Source organism: Blautia aquisgranensis, assembly GCF_040096615.1.
GTDB classification, from domain to species: domain Bacteria; phylum Bacillota; class Clostridia; order Lachnospirales; family Lachnospiraceae; genus Blautia_A; species Blautia_A aquisgranensis.
In genome coordinates, this window is sequence record NZ_JBBMEJ010000002.1 from 84,788 (window position 1) to 106,292 (window position 21,505).

Consider the following 21,505-nt stretch of genomic DNA (forward strand, 5'->3'; position numbering starts at 1 on the left):
CAGATAAACAGCGGAAATTCAGCAATACTATAAAATTGGGGAAAGAGTTTTTACAGAGGTGAATATATGGGAGACAGAATCAAGGTTATCATGGACTGTGATCCGGGAATCGATGATGGTATTGCGCTGGCATATGCGGCAGCGCATCAGGACGAGCTGGAACTTCTTGCAGTGACAACATTTGCAGGAAATAATACCATTGATAAAGTGACAAAGAATGCACTGGAGCTGGTAGATTTTTACGGATTGAAGGTTCCGGTGGCAAGAGGCCAGGAACGTCCTCTTGTGAAAGAGGTACTTCATGCGGAAGAATTTCACGGAGAGACAGGGCTTGGCCATTGTGTGCTGCCGGAAGCAAAATCAGAGACTGCATCTGACAATGCAGTGCTTTTTAGCCGTGAGCTTCTGAACAGACTTCCGGAGGGTGAACAGGTAGTAATGATCGAAACTGCGCCGATGACTAATCTCGCACTTCTGTTGAAGGTTTTTCCTGAAATAAAGAATAAGATTGGAAAAATTGTATTTATGGGCGGCGCAGCAAAAGGCGGAAACATCACACCGGCAGCAGAATTCAATATTTATGCAGATCCGGAAGCTGCGAAGATCGTATTCGATTCCGGTATCCCACTGGTAATGTGCGGACTGGATGCTACCCTGAAATGCAATCTTACCAGAAACCAGATCATGAAATTATGTCAGTCCGGTGATCCGACAGCCAGAGCCTGTGGAGATATGGCTGGCTATATACTTGAAAATTCTTCCAAATATCGCTGTGTGGCAAGTATTCACGATGCAGTACCGTTTATGTATCTCCTTCATCCGGAGTTCTTTAAGACAGAAAAAGTGCTCCTGGATGTGGATTGCTCTGACGGTGCCGGACGGGGTGCCACATTATGCGATTTCCGCTGGTGGCTTCACGATGAAGAAAAAATAAAAGATATGATTCTGACAGACGCAGATACAGAGCGTTTTCAGCAGGAGCTGTTCGAAGCGATTTATTCTGTTTCTGAGTGCAGAACCGGGAAATAACCGGGATCAGACCATGAAGCAGCTGCGTTCATAAGATATAGAGGAGCAGAACACAGTGCCTGCTCTTCATAAAAATATCTGTGCACACTGTCAGATAAGAGGAAAGAAAACCCATGAACTATATAGTATTTGACCTGGAATGGAACCAGAATCCGGATGGAAGAAAGCATCCGGACAGCCGGCTCCCTTTTGAGATCATCGAGATCGGGGCAGTAAAATTAAATGAAAAAAGAGAGATCATAGACACTTTTCAGTGCCTGATCAAGCCCAAGGTGTACCACTGGATTCATGACAGCATTCATGAAGTGATCCATGTGGATTTTCATGAGCTTGAGAACGGGATTCCTTTTCCGAGGGCGATTCGGAATTTCCTGGAATGGTGTGGACCGGAATATCGATTTTTTACCTGGGGAGATCAGGATGTGATGGAGCTCCAGCGTAACATGAAGTACTATAATCTTCTGAAGCTGATCCCCGGACCTGTTCATTATTATGATGTACAGAAGCTTTTCAGTGTGAAATTTGAAGACGGGATTTCCAGACGTTCTCTGGAATATGCTATTGATTATCTGAAATTTCCAAAAAACCGGGATTTTCACAGAGCACTGGCAGATGCCAGTTATACGGCAAGGATTCTTCTGGAAATTGATGAAGCATGTATGATTCGTCATCCTTCTCTGGATGTATACCAGAATCCGAAATCAAAGGCTAAGGAAATATACATTTCCTATACAGATCATGATAAATTCGTATCCAGGGAATTTGTGTCAAAGGAACGTCTGATGAAGGACCGAACTATGATAAGTACCATGTGTCCCATCTGCAGATGTCCTGCAAAACGGAAGATCCGCTGGTTCAGTACCAACAATTCCAAGGTATATTACAGCCTTGCTCTCTGCCATGAGCATGGACCGGTTGCAGGAAAGATCCGCATCCGCAAAACCGACGCCGGAAAATATTTCGGAGTAAAAACCCTGAGAGTACAGGATACAGAAGCGGCGGATGAGATCCGCGAAAAACACGAATCACTCCGCCGCAAGAAACTTTTAAGAAGAAGCCTGGAGAAGCAGGTCTGATACAACATTTCGTTCGTACTGCATTCCCCATCCAACCATCTGTTTATTATAATAATATTTGCTTTTCAGACGCAGCGGGCCGACAGCATCCTGGAGGACGGCCTGGCGTTTGGCAAGGCTGGAACTTTTGGTGCCTTTTGGCACTGTCACATAAACCTTACTCTTATAATAGAACGGATAAGTATTTCCGTTATTCTTAAGGATATATTTGTCGCATGGGAGTACCTTAAACGGGACTGGATCCATGGACACCTTCATATCCAGTTTCTCAAAATTATCATAACCATAATTAAAAAGTGAAGCCGTGTCGCCGTAAGCATTTGCTGCAGAAGTAGAATTCAGGATGACTGCGACAAGAGTCATATTTCCACGCTTACAGTAAGTGACAAGAGTGTTGCCGGATGCATCGGTGTAGCCCGTTTTTCCTCCGAGGACGCCTTCGTAATAATATTCGCCGTTCTTGATCATCTTGTGATGATTCAGAAGCTGACGTGCTTCCGCGAATTTGTTGGTGGCCGGGATCTCATAATACCGTCTGGTACAGAAGCGCCGGTAAAGCGGATTCAGCCAGGCTGCTTTTGCGATCTTTGCCATGTCGGAAGCTGTGGTATAGTGATTCTCATCCGGAAGGCCGTTTGGATTGTTGAAGTGCGTGTTCTTACAGCCAAAAAGCTTCGCGCGCCAGTTCATAAGTTCAGTGAATTTCTTTACAGAACCGGAAACCTTCTCGGCAACGGCAACGGACATTTCGTTGGCAGACTGAAGCATGACAGCCATCAATGCCTGATCTCTTGTGAATTTCTCGCCGGGAGCTGCGTAAATGCTGGAGTCACCGGCAGATACGCTGGCGGAAGCACTTTCGGAAACTGTGATGTCATCCTTTGAACCTAAATTTTCACAGGCCAGAAGTGTGGTCAGGATCTTGGTAATGCTGGCCGGATACATCTGTGTATCAGCATTTTTGGAATAGAGAACAGCTTCTGTGTTCACATCCATAAGTACTGCAGCCTGGGCTTCAATATTCGGGCCTGTAGGCCAGCCTTCAATGGAATCTGTGTCAGCGGCCTGTGAATAGTAACTGGAATGTGCAGGTGCGACTGCGATAGTCTGGCTGCTCTGTCCACTGTTGTCCGGAACAGGTGTTGCAGTGACGATAGGATCGCCATACTCATCGTAACCAAGCGGTGCGGAAGCACTGCAGGGAACAGCGCCTGTAAACAGGACTCCTACACAGAGAATACCTGCAAAGATCCGGCGCAGGGATCGTTTTTTCTTAGTGTTCATCATAAATTACCTTTCAATGTAGAGCCGGGTAGAAATTTTTTGCCCGATAATAAAGCAGACGCAGGGAGCATCTGCGAGATTCTGTAGTAGTATACCACTTTCTTTTCGGAAAAACCACTTGCAGTCTGTGAAATTTCCATTAAGAGTTTTTTAGATTATGTCAAAATATTATTGATTCGTCTTGTATTTTAAAGGTAGGATGTTTATACTATGAAGCTAGAAAGTGCCAGAGTTATATCAAATTTTTTTAAAAGCAAAGGTAGGATGTTTGATGAATGAGAAAATAATCAGTGCTGATATCCTGAATAAATATCAGCTTCCAGATGTGGAAGAAGTGAATCGATTACTGACAGAGGAAGCAGAAAGCTCCTGTCTGAAAATCGTAGTTCTTGATGATGACCCGACAGGTGTACAGACAGTACATGATGTGTCTGTTTATACAGACTGGAGTGTAGAAAGTATGAAAGAAGGGTTTGCCGAGAAAAACAAACTTTTTTTTGTATTGACAAATTCCCGCGGTTTTACAGAAGAAGAAACAATAAAAGCTCATCGTGAAATTGTAAATAATGTTCAGATCGCGGCAGATGAAACGGGTATGAAATACTGTATTATCAATAGAAGTGATTCTACTTTGAGAGGTCATTTTCCATTGGAAACTGAAATTGTAAAAGAAGAAATGGAAAAAAGAAATTCCTGGAAAGTAGACGGAGAGATTCTTTGTCCGTATTTTAAAGAAGGTGGCAGATTTACATTGAACAATGTTCACTATGTAAAATACGGTGAGGAACTTGTACCGGCAGGACAGACAGAGTTTGCCGGTGATGAGACATTCGGATATACATCCAGCAACTTATGCGAGTACGTGGAAGAAAAGACCAGAGGAAAATTCAAAGCGGATGACTGTATTACAATTTCTCTGGAGCTTCTTCGCAGTATGAATTATACTGAGATTCAGAAGAAACTGATGTCTGTGAAAAATTATGAAAAAATTATAGTAAATGCGATTGACAATGTTGATGTGAAAATTTTCTGTACTGCACTTTATCGTGCCATTGCACAGGGAAAACATTACACTTTTCGTACAGCGGCCGCATTGGTAAAAGCTTTTGGAGACATTTCCGATAAAGAATATCTTACAAGAAAAGAGATGATCAGCAGGGAGACAGAAAATGGCGGAATTATTGCAGTAGGAAGCCATACGGCAAAAACGACAGCACAGTTAAATGAACTGAAAAATATTTCGGATATTACATTTATAGAATTAAATTCCGATCTGGTTCTTGAGGAAAAGAAACTGGAAGAAGAGACAAAACGGGTTATTACTGTTACTCAGAACCTGATCAGCCATGGAACTACCGTGTGTGTTTCTACAAAAAGAACTCTTCTGAAAGTAGAAAACGATACGCCGGAAGAAGCACTGAAACGTTCGGTGAAAATCAGCGATGCGCTGCAGAAATGTGTAGGAGAACTTGAAGTAACACCGGCTTTCGTTATTGCTAAAGGCGGAATTACATCAAGTGATGTGGGAGTAAAGGCTCTGAAAGTAAAACATGCAAAAGTTCTTGGACAGATCAGACCGGGAATTCCTGTGTGGCAGACAGGTCAGGAAAGTAAATTTCCGGGTATTCCGTATGTTATTTTTCCCGGAAATGTGGGAGAAATAACAACTTTATGTGAAGCAGTAGAAATTTTAATGAATAAATAAAGGAGATCAGAAAATGAAAGTAGGATTAATTTATACCAGCACAACACCGGAGCTTATTGAGCTTGTTGAGAAAGAAGTAAAAAAGCAGCTTGGGGAAAATGTAGAATTATACAGCCTTGAAGATCCGTCTATTCTGGCAGAGACAAGAGATGCCGGATATGTAACACCAAAGGCAGCTGCCAGACTGATTGGAATGTATATGAAAGCAGTTGAGGAAGACTGTGAAGCAATGCTGAATCTCTGTTCGTCAGTAGGTGAAGTTGCAGATGCGGCACAGGATGCGGCAAAGTATATCGGGGTTCCTGTTGTCCGTGTAGATGAAGAAATGTGTCGGGAAGCAGTAAGACAGGGAAAGAAAATCGGTGTAGTAGCAACCCTTGCAACAACGCTGGAACCAACTAAGAATACCATTGTCCGTATGAGCCGTGAATGCGGAAAGCATGTGGAACTGGTTGACTGTCTTGTTGAAGGTGCTTTTGGTCTGAATCAGGATGAGTTCCGTGCACGAATGGCAGAAAGTATCGAAAAGATTGCAGATGATGTGGATGTGGTACTTTTTGCACAGGGAAGCATGGCATACTGTGAAGAGTATATTGCAGAAAAATTTGGAAAGGTAGTTCTTTCCAGTCCGAGATTTGGTGCAGCAGAATTAAAGAAAGCACTTATCAGAAAGGGAACCGTAAAATAAAATGAGTGAAAATGGGAAGAAAAGATCAGTAGTTGATAAAGTTACTGATGGCATCGTGTCGGGAATTATTTCCGGACGATTCCAGCCAGGTTCAAAACTTCCCACAGAAGTAGAGTTGTGCAGAGAATATGAGGCAGGAAGAAATTCTGTGAGGGAAGCAGTTAAAAAGCTGGAAGCAAATGGCGTTGTTTATATTAAACGTGCGGATGGTACATTTGTCAGTGAAAGCTACAATCAAAAGTTACTTGATCCTATGCTGTATCAGATTATTCTGAGAAAAAACAGCTGGAAAGATTTTGTGCAGCTTCGGGCTGTTATAGAGATTGGTACGCTGAATGTTATCCTTGAGAAAGAGCTGGAGCAGAAAAAAATTCAAAAGCTGTATGAAATACAGGAGAAAATGCAGATTGTGCTGAATGAACCCAAACCGGATCCGGATAAAATTATGGAAGCAGATACGGAATTTCATACAGGAATTGCAGAATTATCGGAGAATCCACAGATTGTAACAATTACGGAATATATAACCAGACTGACTGTTCCCTCACGTCTGGAAGCAATACGTAAAGTGATCGAGAAAGGAGAGGTTGAGCATTTTGCAGAACTTCACAGACAGATTCTGGAAGTAATTTCAAAAAGAGAGAAAGATAAGATTGTCCAGACAGTAACTGATCATTATGTATATTGGAATGGAGAAAAAATATGAAGAAAATAATGCTTTCTGTAGCACCGGTAAGTGCATCAGATACAGATATCAATCCGAGAAAAATAGCAGATGATGTGATCGAATGCTGGAAATTAGGTGCATCCATGGTTCATCTTCATGTAAGAGATGCACATGGAAAGCTTACTCCGGATATGACGCTTATGGATGAAACTATCCGATATATTCGTGAAGCCTGCGATATTGTGGTGGAGATTTCCACAGGTGGAGTTTCAGATCTTACGATCAGAGAAAGAGTACAGCCCTGTTATGCAGCCTATACGGAAGCGGTCAGTCTGAATGTCGGTTCTGTAAATCTTGGGAAGTCTGTATACAAAAATCCTATTGATGATGTGGAATATTGTGTGGGAGAACTGATCCGTGAAGACAAGAGACCGGAGATAGAGGTATTTGAGCTTGGTATGATCAATACAGTACGTCAGCTGGATGAAAAATTTCATTTTGTAGATCCGATCCTTTTTGCTCTGGTATTTGGCCACGGGGGAGAGATGCCTGCAACAGAAAATGCTCTTCGTCATATGAAAGAATATCTGTATGAGACGTTTCCTGAAGATGGAAAAAAAGTATTATGGGGTTATACAGAGGCAAACCGAAAAGATTTTAATATGGTGAGAAAAGCACTGGATATGGGAGCTGCATCATTAAGATTAGGGTTTGAGGATTCTGATTATCTGGAAAACGGAGTACGGTGTAAAACCAATGCCGAGCTTATAAAAGCTGCCACAGAGCTGATCCGCGGTAAAGGCATGGAACCGATGACACCGGATGAAGTGAGACAGATGTTAAAGATAAAGGCATTATAAGATATGACTGGCAGTGTGAAAATAAAACAACGCACCATTCAACAGCAGATTCAGATTGCAATCATAAGCATCTCTATTTTTTCAATGCTGGTTCTGGGAATCGGTACTTTTATGCTGACTACGAATAAAATTGTGGAGAACTATCAGCAGGACTTTTATTATAGTTTGCAGACTTCAGATAATATTGTGGAACTGCAGCTCAACAGTATTATAGAAGGAATGAGAAATCTGCTTCTGAAGGAGGCTTATATGAAAGCACTTTCAGAGGCAGGAGAGGAAGAGGGATCTTATTTTTCTTCAAAAGAAACAAGAATACTGGAAAAAAGTGTAAATGAGCTGACACTGCAACAGGCATCGGTTCAGGAAGTGCTGTCTGTCAGTCTTAACGGAAAACTTCATATTCATTCAAAGAAATCCGATTTGTCTCAATATACTTCGTTTTATCGAAATGGAGAAATACTGAAACAGGATTGGATAAAAGAAGCCCAGGATGCAGATGGAAAAGAACTCATCCTGGGCAGCAATGCTCTTACAGGAAAAGAAGATACCCTGTCGATTGTGAAGTATCTCAGAGGTTATAAGGAAGACAGCGGAGTAGGTTATCTGGTTGTAAATGTATCTAAAAATATTTTCAAAAAAGCGTTTGAGAACCGGGGAAATTATAAAACGAACTGTTTTATGGTTGTGGATGAAAATAAAGAAAATCAGCTGATTTATTTTCAGGGAGATGAAAATTACAAAGAAGGAATCTATAAGGCATACATAGAAGATTCTGTACAGTCAGGAAAAACTTCGTATATTTTCAGCACCAGAGGAAGTTTTGTAAATGGATGGAAGCTGATAAGCGGAATTCAGTCCAGTGAGTTAAATGCTCAGAAAATCAGTATTGGCACTCTTATCAGCATAATGATACTGATTTTGTTTGGTGTCGGTATGTTTGTTTCTCATACCATTGCAAGAAGAATATATATGCCCCTGAAAAAGCTGGAACGAACCATGCAGAGCGTGGAGGAAGGCACACGAAATATTACGGAAGAATTCGATGACAGTGAAGTGGGGCTTCTGGGACAGAAATTTAAAGAGATGGTAAATAATAATCTGGTTTTAAGAGAACGGCTTCTTTATGCCAAGATCAAACAGAGAGAACAGGAACTTCATCTCTTACAGGAGCAGATCAATCCCCATTTTCTTTATAATGCATTGGATGCTCTTTACTGCATGGCAATTGTACATGAGGAAGATGAGATTGCTACGATGGTGGCGGCTCTTTCGGACAACTTTAAACTGAGTCTGAATAAAGGAAGTAATCTGATTCAGGTCAGAGATGAACTGGATCATATCCGTGCTTATATTACAATTCAGAATATGCGTTATAAAGATAAATTCCACGTTCAGATACAGGTGGACAGCAGCCTTATGGATAAAAAGATACTCAAGCTTCTGCTGATTCCGTTTGTAGAAAATGCAGTATATCATGGTCTGGAGACAAAAATAGGAGAAGGAAATATCTGGATCACCGGACATGAGGAAGAAGAAAGAATTGTTTTTACCGTTATTGATGACGGAGTGGGAATTGATGATATGTCAAAACTGAATAAAGGATATGGGATAAACAATGTAAAAGAAAGAATAGAATTGTATTATGGTGAAAATTCAGAAGTAGTGATTACGAGTGAACCTGGAAAAGGAACCAGGGTGAAGATCGTTCTTATGGAAAATGAAATGAGGATATAAAATAAAGCGATGAAGAAACTGGTAGTAATAGACGATGAATATCTGACTATTGAAGGAATCCGGGTCATGCTGAAAAGAATTGGTGCAGATTATGAGATGGTCGGGTCTGCTTCTGATGGTCAGATGGCATTGGAACTGATTGAAAAAGTACGTCCTGATGTTGTTCTTGTAGATATTCGTATGCCAGGACTTTCCGGCCTTGAGGTTATCGAACATTTTTACAGAAAATATCCGGATATGGTGTTTGTACTGATAAGTGCATATAAAGAGTTTGAATATGCAAGGAAAGGAATGGAACTGGGAGTCCACAGCTATGTAGATAAACCGGTGACCATGGATAAACTGAAAAATACTCTTGAAAAAATAGATGAGGAATTAAAAAAACGACCAAATAAAACAGATGTAGAACATGAAAAGGTAATCCGGAATCTGAGACTTTCCCTTAATGCCATTGTGGAAATGATCAATGACAGCAATACAGAAAAATGGGAGGAAGAAACAAAAAGAATCCAGATGCTGATGAAGAAAGCAGAAAAAAGTCTGCCGGAATATAAAGAAGAGAGCTATAAACTTATTATGGCCGCTTCTGCTGCTTTTTACGAGAAATGGAAACAGTATGAGCATGACTTTAATTTTCCTTTTTTTAATAATGTTGAGGAGCTGAAAACAGAAGAAGAGGTGGACGAATACGTATTTCTCATTCTTCAGAGAATTTTTGAAAAAATTTCCGTAAGAAAAATCGGAAGCTCACACAGAGTGATTACTCAGATACTGGATTATATTAATCAAAATTATGATCAGGATTTTGGTCTGAATGAGATGGCGGAAATGGTACATATGAATCATGCATATCTCAGTATTCTCTTTAAAGATGAAGTAGGGATCAGTTTTGTGAGATATCTGACTCAGATCCGCATGGCTCATGCCAAGGAGCTTCTTCTTAAAGGGGCTAAGGTTCAGGAGGTAAGCGAGGCTGTAGGATATAATAATTACCGGTATTTCTGCAATATTTTTAAAAAAGAAGAAGGCGTTACTCCTATGCAGTTTAAAGGTGGTGTCCGTAAGGCGAAATAAGAGGATTCTATAAAATTTGTACATTTTCAAAAAAATGACGGACTATCAATATGAAACGTAGGATGTTAGAATTAAACCAGCTTAAAGATAACACGAAAATTGTATTAGGAGGTTTTGAAATGAAGAAAAAAGCAATGGCATTAGTTATGGTTGCAGCAACAGCAATTTCATTGATGGCAGGATCCTTAAGCGTAAGCGCAGCAACAGATCCTGACACATCAGCAGAAAAAAAGATCAAGGTTCTTTCAATCTGGGCAGAGGACAGCGCAGATGGAAAAATCCTTACAGGAATGCTTGACAACTACACCAAAGATGTAAATCCGAATTTCAGCTATGAATATGAGTATGTATCAGCTTCAGACCTGAGCACAAAGATTTCCACACTGGTAGCATCCAACGATCTTCCTGATCTGTTTGCTTACTCAGCAGGTGTTCCGTTAAGAGAGCTGATCCAGGCAGGAAAAGTTGTAAATGTTTCCGAAGAGCTTAAAGCAATGGGCGATGAGGACAAAGTCATGGACAGTGCAAAGAGTATCATGACTTCTCTTTCTGACACAGATGATCTGTATGATCTTCCATTCGGAATGAATATCGAGGGATTCTGGTACAACAAATCTGTATTTGAGGATGCAGGCGTAGAAGTACCGACAACATGGGATGAGCTCCTTCAGGTATGTGACACATTAAAAGAAAAAGGAATTCAGCCGATCGCAACAGGCGGATCTGACAAATGGCCTACAACACGTATCGTAAACGCTTACGCATATCGTACAATGGGCGCAGATGCAGTTAAGAAAGCATGCGAGGGCGAGACAAAATTCACAGATGACGGATTTGTAGCAGCAGCTCAGATGGTAGCAGATATGGCAGACAAAGGATACTTTGGCGAAGGTGCTACAACAGTTGATAACACAACTGCTGAGGGAATGTTATTAAATGGTCAGTGTGCAATGCTCTATGACGGAAGCTGGTTCACATCTTCCATTACAGATGAGGAGACAAACCCGTCCGGAGAGGACAACATCGGATTCATGGGAGTTCCTGTAGTTGATGAATCTGTAAGCGAAGCTTCCGAGCTTCCTGCAAACTGTGGTAACATCCTTTGCCTGTCTCAGGACAAATATGACGGAGCAATGGCAGGATTCTTACAGTACTTCGTTGAGAACGTTGGTAACTACGCGATGGGCGACTATCAGTCAGTACGTGGTTATACATACGATGTAGATACAAAAGATATCAGCTCTGTTACCCAGACAGTAATTGATGCTATCGCTGATGCAAAGACTTCTACCGCATGGTGGGAAGCATACATGAATGATGAGACAAAAGCAACTGCACAGGATAATATTCAGTCTGTATTAAATGGAGATATGGATGGAGCCGCTTATATGGATTCCATTGAGGAAGCATATACAATCAGCAACTAAGCTGTAAGATCAACGGACTAATTAAGAGTATTGGGAGTGGCAGGATAACAGTTATGTCATTTTCAATACTCTTTTTATGAGAAAGGCAAGGAAACAGGATGAAACATGTATTAGGAAATAAAAAGGCAATTGCGCTGTTTGTTGTTCCGGGGCTGATTCTTTATGTGGGACTGGTATTCGTACCTGTAATCTGGTCCTTTGTATATTCTTTATATTCAGGAACACCGGGACTTAGCTGGAGCTTCAGCGGCCTTAAGAATTATTCAAAACTTCTGATCGACTCAAAATTCCACGAATCACTTATGGTAACGATCCGGTATATTCTTACCACCATGCTTGGTATGGTAGTGCTGGGACTGGCACTTGCCATGATGTATCGCTTCTGGCTTGTTAAATTCAAGAACCTGATCCGTACTATCACATTTTTCCCGGTAATCCTCCCGACAGTAGCCGTTGGACAGCTGTTTCGTAAAATCTATGAGATCCAGCCGAATTATGGTCTGTTAAACAGCATTCTGGATGCAGTTGGTCTTCATGATCAGGTACAGGCATGGATCGGACAGGCAAGTACAGCCTTGGGATGCCTGAGTGTTATGGATATCTGGGTATCTGTTGGTTTCTATGCGGTAATTTTTTACGGTGGTCTTATTGATATTCCTGATGATGTTATTGAAGCCGCAAAAGTTGATGGATGTAATTCCTGGCAGATGTTTAAAAATATTATCTTTCCGTTACTTCGTCCGATTACAATCACATGTCTTGTATTTGCATTTGCAGGTACTGTTAAAGTATTTGAATCTGCAATTGCCCTTACCAACGGTGGTCCTGGAAATGCAACAACAACCTTATCCATGTATATGTATAATGTAGCATTTGAATATAGAAATTATGGATATGGAAGTGCGATTGCTATTGTTATTTTCCTGATCTGTATTATCGGAACAAGAATTATTCGTTTCTTTGATGTAAAGGAGGCATAAAAAATGGGAAAAAAGACAATCACCCCGGTGGATGTTATCAAAAAAATCATTATTATAATGGTTGTAATTGTTGATGCGTATCCTATTTTCTGGTTGTTTACATGTGCGTTTAAAAAGTCATCTGAGTTTGTAACAAAGCCATCTTTTGCACTTCCGGACGGATTTTATCTTAAAAATTTTGTGGAAGCATGGACAAGAGGAAATATGGGGCTGTACTTTAAAAACAGTTTGATCTATACAGCACTGGCACTTGTATTTATTGTGATTTTAAGTATGACAATCGGTTTTGCGGTAACTCAGATGGAATGGAAAATGAAAAACTTCTTTGCAGACTTTTTCCTTCTGGGACTTATGGTTCCGGTTGCAACTGCACTGCTTCCACTGTTTCAGATCTACAATAATACAGGACTTACAAATACAAGACTTTGCCTGGTACTGACTTATATCGCATTTGGCCTTTCTCTTTCTATCTTCCTTGTAACAGGATATATGAGATCTCTTCCAAGGGAAATTCTTGAGGCAAGTGTTATTGACGGATGCGGAATTTATTCCATGATGTGGCATATTGTTTTCCCGCTGATGAAAAATGCCGCAGTTACTGTTCTGGTTCTGCAGTTTTTCTATAAATGGAATGACCTGCTGTTTTCCATGACATTTATCAGTGACAGCAAACTGAAAACAATACAGACCGGACTTCTCTATTTTGAGAATGAGTTCGGAACAAAAGACTGGGGTGCGATCTTTGCGTCTATCGCGATCAGCGTATTCCCGATGCTTATCATCTATATGATTCTTAACAAGACAGTAATCGAAGGTATGACAAGTGGAGCTGTAAAAGGCTGATTTTAGGAGGAAAAACATGCTTGCGGATACAAGAAAATCGAAATATGCAAAAGTAAGCGGAGCAGAATATGACCAGATCAAATGGACCGGCGGTTTCTGGAAAAATGTTGTGGAGAGCTGTGCAGAGAGTACAGTTCCCCACCTCCAGAAAATGTTCGAGGCACTGGATGCGGGACATGTAGTTGAAAATTTCCGTATCTGTGCAGGAGAAAAAAGCGGCGAGTTTGGCGGCAGTGATTTTGGTGACGGAGATTTTTACAAATGGATGGAGGCCCAGCTTTATTCCGCAGAACAGCTTCAGGACCAGAGCCGTCTGGACAAGCTGGACGAATATATCGACCTGATCGGACGCGCCCAGGAAGAGGATGGATATATTTCCACAAAACAGATTATTGGCATGCGTAATGGTACCCGTAAGGGACGTCTGGGAGATATTAACGAATTTGAAGTTTACAATATGGGACATCTGTTTACTTCTGCGTGTCTTTATAAAAGAATCACAGGAAAAGAAAACTTCCTGAATATTGCAAGAAAAGCAGCAGATTTTCTGGAAAATATGTATGCGGAAGCAGAGAAAAAAGGGGAAGTACAGACTGCTGTGTGCCCGTCACATTACATGGGACTTATTGAAATGTACCGTACCACCGGAGAAAAAAAATACCTGGATCTGGCACACAAGGCGATTGTACTGCGTGATTCCGTGAAGGAAGGCATGGACGATAATCAGGACAGACTGCCCTTAAAAGAACACGAGAAGATTATAGGACATGCAGTGAGAGCAACATATCTTTATGCAGGTGTGGCAGATCTTTATGCAGAAGAAGGGGACAAAGAATATTTAGATGTTCTTCACAAGGTCTGGAAAAATATGGTTAATACCAAAATTTATCTTACAGGCGGTGTGGGGGCGTTATATAACGGAGCCTCTCCTTACGGTGATTTCTGGAACCATCAGCTGATCCATCAGGCATTCGGATATGAGTATCAGCTTCCGAATGTGACTGCATATAATGAAACCTGTGCATCAATCGGTCTTGTGATGTGGGCATACAGAATGTTTCTTATTGAACCGAAAGCAGAGTACTTTGATGTGATTGAGCGGGCTCTTCTGAATGTAAATCTGGCAGCTGTAAGTCTGGATGGAAAGAAATTTTTCTATGAAAATATGCTGCGCAGAGCAAAGAAGCTGGAATATAAACTGATCTGGCCGCTTACACGTACAGAATATCTTATCAGTTACTGCTGTCCTCCGAATCTTGCACGTATGGTAACGCAGTCCGGAGAGTATGCGTATACCGTATCTGATGACAGTATTTATACCGGTATATACGGAGAATGTGAAGCAGCACTTACCCTTAAGAACGGAGCGGCATTTACTCTGAAGCAAAAAACAGAGTATCCGTATGATGGAAAAATCACATTCGAATTCAAAAATGTCACCTGCGATAAACCAGTTATATTAAATCTGAGAATTCCAAAATGGGCAGAAGCAGGAAGTATAAAAACCGCTCAGGGGGAAAAAATGCTTGATAAAACCATGAGGGAGAGCTATCAGTCGGTTCACATTGAAAAGCTTGCAGGAGCTAAAATTGAGCTTGAATTGAAAATGCCGGTCAGATTTACCATGGCGCATCCTATGGTTGAAGAAGACAGCCAGCTTATTGCAGTAGAAAAAGGTCCTCTGGTATATTGTATGGAAAGCCCCGATGCGAATACAGATACGCTGGATGATATCTGCATCAATATTCACAGCACATTCAAAGAAAGTAAAATGCAGATTAAAAACAGAGAAATCGGAATTCTGGAAACGGAGGCATATCGGATTATTCATGAAGAATATAATCCGAAAGAATTGTATCAGTCTTTTACAGGAGAGAAAAAACAGAGTATACAGGTGCGGCTGATTCCGTATTTTGCATGGGATAACCGTGAATATGGAGAAATGCGTATCTGGATGCCATGGAGAGAATAAAAAATCCCTGAAAAGACTTGACATATGGATTTTCCCCAACCTATAATATACACCGTATATAGAAAAAGCAATGACGGAGACAGTATGTTATACGGAAAGCCTTACAGCAGATGCTTTCAGCGAACGGGGATGGTGCAAGCCCGTGGTGAATAAGTATGGCAGAATATCACTCCCGAGCTTCAGTTCTGAAGAGATTAAGTAAGAGCTGACGGATTTCCTCCGTTACAGGGAACATATATCGGCAGATACAAAGATGTCCGCCATGCAGAGACATGGATAATGGCGTCCCCACAGGATAGAGTTGAGGGAGGCCGGACAACAGGCCCGTATAATGTAACAGGTGGTACAGCGAATCAGACTTCGTCCTTTTACAGGATGGGGTCTTTTTTTATAAGTGCCCGAAACACTGGCACGATCAAGTATCTGTGAGAAAAGAATCAGTTACTGTCCGGTTTATGGGACAGTAATCAGTAATCAGACACAGGAGGGAAAAGTTGTGTATCGTAAAGTTGACACGAATCTGAATTTTGTTGACCGCGAAAAAGAAGTCGAGAAATTCTGGAAAGACAACAAGATTTTTGAAAAAAGTATGGACAGCCGTAAAGAGGGCGAGACATACACATTTTATGACGGACCGCCTACCGCTAACGGTAAGCCGCACATCGGACATGTTCTGACACGAGTTATCAAGGATATGATCCCGAGATACCGTACAATGAAGGGCTACATGGTTCCGAGAAAAGCAGGATGGGATACTCACGGACTTCCGGTTGAGCTTGAGGTTGAGAAGAAGCTTGGTCTTGACGGAAAAGAGCAGATCGAGGAGTACGGAATCGAGCCGTTCATCCAGCAGTGTAAAGAGAGCGTATGGAAATACAAAGGAATGTGGGAGGACTTCTCCTCTACTGTTGGTTTCTGGGCCGACATGGAGCATCCTTATGTAACATACGACAACAATTTCATCGAGTCCGAGTGGTGGGCACTGAAAGAAATCTGGAACAAAGGTCTTCTTTACAAAGGCTTCAAGATCGTTCCTTACTGCCCGCGTTGTGGAACTCCGCTTTCCGCACAGGAGGTTTCCCAGGGCTACAAGACTGTTAAAGAGCGCTCTGCGATCGTGCGTTTCAAGGTTGTTGGTGAGGACGCATACTTCCTGGCATGGACAACAACACCGTGGACACTTCCGTCCAACGTTGCACTTTGTGTAAACCCGGATGAGATCTACTGTAAGGTAAAAGCAGCAGACGGCTATACTTATTATATGGCAGAAGCACTTCTGGACAAGGTTCTCGGCAAGCTTGCAAAGGATGATGAGCCTGCATATGAGATCCTTGAGAAATATAAAGGAACAGATCTTGAGCGTAAGGAATATGAGCCGCTTTTTGCATGCACAGGAGAGGCAGCAGCAAAACAGCGTAAAAAAGCCCATTTCGTAACCTGTGACAACTACGTTACCATGAGCGATGGTACCGGTATCGTTCATATCGCACCTGCATTTGGTGAGGATGACAGCCGTGTCGGACGTGAGTATGACCTTCCGTTCGTACAGTTCGTAGACGGACAGGGTAACATGACAAAAGAAACACCATACGCAGGTGTATTCGTAAAGAAAGCGGACCCGATGGTTCTCACAGATCTTGACAAAGAGGGCAAGCTTTTTGATGCGCCGAAATTCGAGCATGATTATCCGCACTGTTGGAGATGTGACACACCGCTTATCTACTATGCACGTGAGTCCTGGTTTATCAAGATGACAGCAGTAAAGGATGATCTGATCCGCAATAATAATACAATTAACTGGATTCCGGAGAGCATCGGTAAGGGACGTTTCGGTGACTGGCTTGAGAACGTTCAGGACTGGGGTATTTCCAGAAACCGTTACTGGGGAACACCACTGAATATCTGGCAGTGTGAGTGCGGACATATGGAATCCGTAGGAAGCCGCCAGGATCTCTATGAGAAGAGTGGTGACGAGCGTGCGAAGACTATCGAGCTTCACCGCCCATACATTGATGACATCACCATGAAGTGCCCGGACTGCGGAAAGACCATGCACCGTGTACCGGAGGTAATTGACTGCTGGTTCGATTCAGGAGCAATGCCTTTTGCACAGCATCATTATCCATTTGAGAATAAAGACCTGTTTGAGCAGCAGTTCCCGGCAGACTTTATTTCAGAGGCTGTTGACCAGACAAGAGGATGGTTCTACTCCCTTCTTGCTGAGTCCACACTGCTTTTCAACAAGGCTCCGTATAAGAATGTAATCGTTCTGGGACATGTGCAGGATGAGAACGGACAGAAGATGAGTAAGTCCAAGGGAAATGCCGTAGATCCGTTTGACGCACTGAACAAATACGGCGCAGATGCTATCCGCTGGTATTTCTACATCAACAGTGCTCCATGGCTTCCGAACCGTTTCCACGGCAAGGCAGTTGTAGAAGGACAGAGAAAATTCATGAGCACTCTGTGGAACACCTACGCATTCTTCGTACTGTATGCAAACATTGACAATTTTGACGCAACTAAATATACTTTAGATTACGATAAGCTTCCGGTTATGGATAAATGGCTGCTCAGCAAACTGAATACCATGGTGAAGACTGTCGATGAGGATCTTGGTTCCTATAAAATTCCGGAGGCTGCAAGAGCACTTCAGGAATTTGTTGACGATATGAGTAACTGGTATGTAAGAAGAAGCCGTGAGCGTTTCTGGGCAAAGGGCATGGAGCAGGATAAGATCAATGCTTACATGACACTTTACACAGCACTGGTAACTGTTGCCAAGGCTGCAGCTCCGATGATTCCGTTTATGACTGAGGATATCTACCAGAACCTTGTAAGAAGCATTGATGCAGACGCTCCGGAGAGTATCCATCTCTGTGATTACCCGGAGGTAAACGAGGCATGGATCGACAAGGATCTTGAGGCGAACATGGAAGAGCTTCTTGAGATCGTTGTTCTCGGACGTGCATGCAGAAATACTGCAAACATCAAGAACCGTCAGCCGATCGGAACCATGTATGTAAAAGCTGAGAAAGCTATGGATAAATTCTACACAGATATCATCGCAGATGAGCTCAATGTAAAAGAAGTGAAATTCGCAGATGATGTAGAGTCTTTCATTTCCTACAGCTTCAAGCCACAGCTTCGTACAGTAGGACCGAAATACGGCAAGCTTCTGAATGGCATCCGTACCGCACTCTCCGAGATCGACGGAACCGCTGCAATGAAAGAGCTGAGAGACAATGGTGTTCTCGTTCTTGACATTGACGGAAACAAGGTCGAGCTTGCAGAGGAAGACTTATTGATCGAAACAGCCCAGAGCGAGGGCTATGTTACAGAGACAGACGGTGAGACATCCGTTGTCCTTGATACAAACCTGACACCTGAACTGATCCAGGAGGGCTTTGTCCGCGAGATCATCAGCAAGGTTCAGACCATGCGTAAAGAGGCTGGTTTCGAAGTCATGGACAAGATTATTGTCTATGCAAAAGATAACGACAAGATCATGGATATCATGAAAGCAAACCAGGATGAGATCAAACGTGAAGTACTGGCAGAAAACATTGTTCTGGGAGAAGCAGAGGGTTACACCAAAGAATGGAACATCAACAAAGAGGCTGTAACACTGGGAGTATCCAAAGTACAGGAGGAAAACTAATGATTGACAAGCAGTTTGAGAAAGAGGAATTCAAAAAAAGCGTAAAAGAAAACGTAAAATTCCTTTATCGAAAAACACTGGAAGAGGCTACACAGGAGCAGATTTTTCAGGCTGTAAGCTACACTGTGAAGGACGTGATCATTGACAACTGGCTCAAGAGCCAGAAGGCGTATGAAAAACAGGACCCGAAGATTGTATATTATATGTCCATGGAGTTCCTTATGGGCCGTGCCCTTGGAAACAATCTGATCAACCTTGGTGCATACGGCGAGGTTAAGGAGGCTCTTGAGGAGCTTGGACTTGACATTAACTGCATCGAAGACCAGGAGCCGGATCCGGCTCTTGGAAACGGTGGACTTGGAAGACTGGCAGCATGCTTCCTGGATTCTCTTGCAACTCTGAACTACTGTGCATACGGATGCGGAATCCGTTACCGTTATGGTATGTTTAAGCAGGAGATCCGTGACGGTTATCAGGTAGAGGCACCGGATAACTGGCTGAAGAACGGCTATCCTTTCGAGCTCCGTCGTCCGGAGTATGCAAAAGAAGTTCATTTCGGCGGATATGTACGCGTTGAGTGGGATCCGGTGAAGAACGAGAACAAATTTATCCACGAGGGATATCAGGCAGTTAAGGCCGTTCCTTACGATATGCCGATCACAGGTTATAATAACGATGTTGTAAACACACTTCGTATCTGGGATGCAGAGCCGATCGTAGACTTCAACCTTGACTCCTTCGACAAGGGTGATTATCACAACGCAGTAGAGCAGGAGAACCTTGCACGTACTATCGTTGAGGTACTTTACCCGAATGATAACCATATGGCAGGTAAAGAGCTTCGTCTGAAACAGCAGTACTTCTTCGTATCTGCCAGCCTTCAGGCAGCGATTGCCAAATATAAGAAAACACACGATGACATCACAAAGCTTCATGAGAAGGTTGTATTCCAGATGAACGATACTCATCCGACTGTAGCTGTTGCAGAGCTGATGCGTCTTCTTATGGATCAGGAAGGTCTTGGCTGGGATCAGGCATGGGATATCACAACAAAATGCTGTGCTTACACCAACCACACCATCATGTCCGAGGCACTTGAGAAATGGCCGATCGAGCTGTTCTCCAGACTGCTTCCGCGTGTATACCAGATCATCGAGGAGATCAACCGTCGTTTCATTCTTGAGATCCAGCAGAAATATCCTGGAAACTTTGAGAAGGTTAAGAAGATGGCGATCATCTATGACGGACAGGTTAAGATGGCTCACCTTGCGATCGTTGCAGGCTACTCTGTAAACGGTGTTGCACGCCTTCATACAGAAATCCTCAAGAATCAGGAGCTGAAGGATTTCTATGAGATGATGCCTGAGAAGTTTAACAACAAGACAAACGGTATCACACAGAGACGTTTCCTTGCTCATGGAAACCCGCTTCTGGCTGACTGGGTAACAGATAAGATCGGACCGGACTGGATCACAGATCTTTCCCAGCTTTCCAAACTGAAGGTTTATGCAGACGATGAGAAAGCACTTCAGGAGTTCATGACCATTAAGTTCAAGAACAAAGAGCGTCTTGCAAAATATATCCTGGAGCACAATGGTGTTGAGGTTGATCCGCACTCCATCTTCGATATCCAGGTTAAGAGACTTCATGAGTACAAGCGTCAGCTTCTCAACATCCTGCATGTGATCTATCTGTACAACCAGATCAAGGCACATCCGGAGATGGATTTCTATCCGAGAACATTTATCTTTGGTGCAAAAGCTTCCGCAGCTTACGCACGTGCAAAGAAGATCATCAAGCTGATCAACTGTGTGGCAGATGTTGTAAACAATGATGCTTCCATCAACGGCAAGCTGAAGGTTGTATTCATCGAGAACTACCGTGTATCCAACGCTGAGATCATTTTTGCGGCAGCAGATGTTTCCGAGCAGATCTCCACAGCAAGTAAAGAGGCTTCCGGTACAGGTAACATGAAATTCATGCTGAATGGTGCTCCGACACTTGGAACCATGGATGGTGCTAACGTTGAGATTGTACAGGAGGTTGGCGAGGAGAATGCATTTATCTTCGGTATGAGCTCCGACCAGATCATCAACTATGAGAATAACGGCGGTTACGATCCGGACTTCATCTACAACACAGATCCGGAGATCCGTCAGGTACTGATGCAGCTGATCAACGGAACCTTCTCCAGCGATACAGAGATGTTCCGTGACATCTACAATTCACTTCTCGACAAACGCAACATGCCGAGACCTGACCAGTACTTCATCCTTGGCGACTTCCGTTCCTATGCAGAAGCACAGAAACGTGTTGAGGAAGCATACAAAGATGAGAAACGCTGGGCTAAGATGGCACTTCTTAACACAGCATGCAGCGGTAAGTTCACATCCGACAGAACAATTCAGGAGTATGTAGATGATATCTGGCACCTGGATAAGGTCATTGTGAAAGAGAACTAAGAAATATTGGTTTGACAACACCTGGTTTCATTTGTATAATGAA

General features: G+C 42.6%; 15 protein-coding genes. 14 read left to right on the forward strand and 1 reads right to left on the reverse strand.

Going from position 1 to position 21,505, the window contains the following annotated elements; genetic code table 11:
- The first annotated feature begins 66 nt into the window (after positions 1 to 66).
- Together WMO28_RS02345 and WMO28_RS02350 are read left to right on the forward strand one after the other, a co-directional pair.
- Complete coding sequence (locus tag WMO28_RS02345; protein WP_178645067.1) at positions 67 to 1,029, forward strand: nucleoside hydrolase; 963 nt, start codon at positions 67 to 69, stop codon at positions 1,027 to 1,029.
- A 113-nt stretch (positions 1,030 to 1,142) separates the two neighbouring features.
- Positions 1,143 to 2,105: an exonuclease domain-containing protein gene (locus tag WMO28_RS02350; RefSeq protein WP_178645068.1), complete on the forward strand. Its 963-nt coding sequence runs from the start codon at positions 1,143 to 1,145 to the stop codon at positions 2,103 to 2,105.
- On the opposite strand, the gene WMO28_RS02355 is transcribed toward WMO28_RS02350, so the two are convergent.
- Positions 2,076 to 3,392 (reverse strand): D-alanyl-D-alanine carboxypeptidase family protein, encoded by a 1,317-nt coding sequence (locus WMO28_RS02355; RefSeq protein WP_349055948.1) that lies wholly within the window; start codon positions 3,390 to 3,392, stop codon positions 2,076 to 2,078. The two genes, WMO28_RS02350 and WMO28_RS02355, sit on opposite strands and share 30 nt — an antisense overlap.
- A gap of 280 nt (positions 3,393 to 3,672) precedes the next feature.
- Between WMO28_RS02355 and WMO28_RS02360 the strand changes: the two genes are divergently transcribed.
- From WMO28_RS02360 to WMO28_RS02415, 12 genes are all read left to right on the forward strand, one after another.
- Positions 3,673 to 5,094, forward strand: coding sequence for a four-carbon acid sugar kinase family protein (locus WMO28_RS02360; RefSeq protein ID WP_178645081.1), 1,422 nt, complete (start codon positions 3,673 to 3,675; stop codon positions 5,092 to 5,094).
- 13 nt (positions 5,095 to 5,107) lie between these two features.
- A complete protein-coding gene (locus WMO28_RS02365) occupies positions 5,108 to 5,782 on the forward strand; it encodes an aspartate/glutamate racemase family protein (protein WP_178645069.1) in 675 nt (224 codons plus the stop codon).
- A 1-nt stretch (position 5,783) separates the two neighbouring features.
- Positions 5,784 to 6,488, forward strand: a complete 705-nt coding sequence (locus WMO28_RS02370) for a GntR family transcriptional regulator (RefSeq protein WP_178645070.1) — start codon at positions 5,784 to 5,786, stop codon at positions 6,486 to 6,488.
- On the forward strand, positions 6,485 to 7,309 hold the full coding sequence (locus WMO28_RS02375; RefSeq protein ID WP_178645071.1) for a 3-keto-5-aminohexanoate cleavage protein: 825 nt from the start codon (positions 6,485 to 6,487) through the stop codon (positions 7,307 to 7,309). The genes WMO28_RS02370 and WMO28_RS02375 overlap by 4 nt, the downstream gene beginning before the upstream one ends.
- A gap of 15 nt (positions 7,310 to 7,324) precedes the next feature.
- The gene (locus WMO28_RS02380) at positions 7,325 to 9,043 is read left to right on the forward strand and encodes a cache domain-containing sensor histidine kinase (RefSeq protein WP_349055949.1); all 1,719 of its coding nucleotides are present in this window, start codon (positions 7,325 to 7,327) and stop codon (positions 9,041 to 9,043) included.
- A 9-nt stretch (positions 9,044 to 9,052) separates the two neighbouring features.
- Positions 9,053 to 10,117, forward strand: coding sequence for a response regulator (locus WMO28_RS02385; RefSeq protein WP_178645073.1), 1,065 nt, complete (start codon positions 9,053 to 9,055; stop codon positions 10,115 to 10,117).
- A 119-nt stretch (positions 10,118 to 10,236) separates the two neighbouring features.
- Positions 10,237 to 11,544, forward strand: coding sequence for an extracellular solute-binding protein (locus WMO28_RS02390; protein WP_178645074.1), 1,308 nt, complete (start codon positions 10,237 to 10,239; stop codon positions 11,542 to 11,544).
- Between the two features lie 98 nt (positions 11,545 to 11,642).
- Positions 11,643 to 12,524, forward strand: coding sequence for an ABC transporter permease subunit (locus WMO28_RS02395; protein WP_178645075.1), 882 nt, complete (start codon positions 11,643 to 11,645; stop codon positions 12,522 to 12,524).
- Between the two features lie 3 nt (positions 12,525 to 12,527).
- Complete coding sequence (locus WMO28_RS02400; RefSeq protein ID WP_178645076.1) at positions 12,528 to 13,367, forward strand: ABC transporter permease subunit; 840 nt, start codon at positions 12,528 to 12,530, stop codon at positions 13,365 to 13,367.
- 16 nt (positions 13,368 to 13,383) lie between these two features.
- Positions 13,384 to 15,339, forward strand: a complete 1,956-nt coding sequence (locus tag WMO28_RS02405) for a beta-L-arabinofuranosidase domain-containing protein (RefSeq protein ID WP_178645077.1) — start codon at positions 13,384 to 13,386, stop codon at positions 15,337 to 15,339.
- Positions 15,340 to 15,835: 496 nt separating this feature from the next.
- Positions 15,836 to 19,000, forward strand: coding sequence for an isoleucine--tRNA ligase (gene ileS, locus WMO28_RS02410; protein ID WP_178645078.1), 3,165 nt, complete (start codon positions 15,836 to 15,838; stop codon positions 18,998 to 19,000).
- A complete protein-coding gene (locus tag WMO28_RS02415) occupies positions 19,000 to 21,462 on the forward strand; it encodes a glycogen/starch/alpha-glucan phosphorylase (RefSeq protein WP_178645079.1) in 2,463 nt (820 codons plus the stop codon). Before ileS ends, WMO28_RS02415 begins: the two co-directional genes overlap by 1 nt.
- Positions 21,463 to 21,505: the final 43 nt, after the last annotated feature.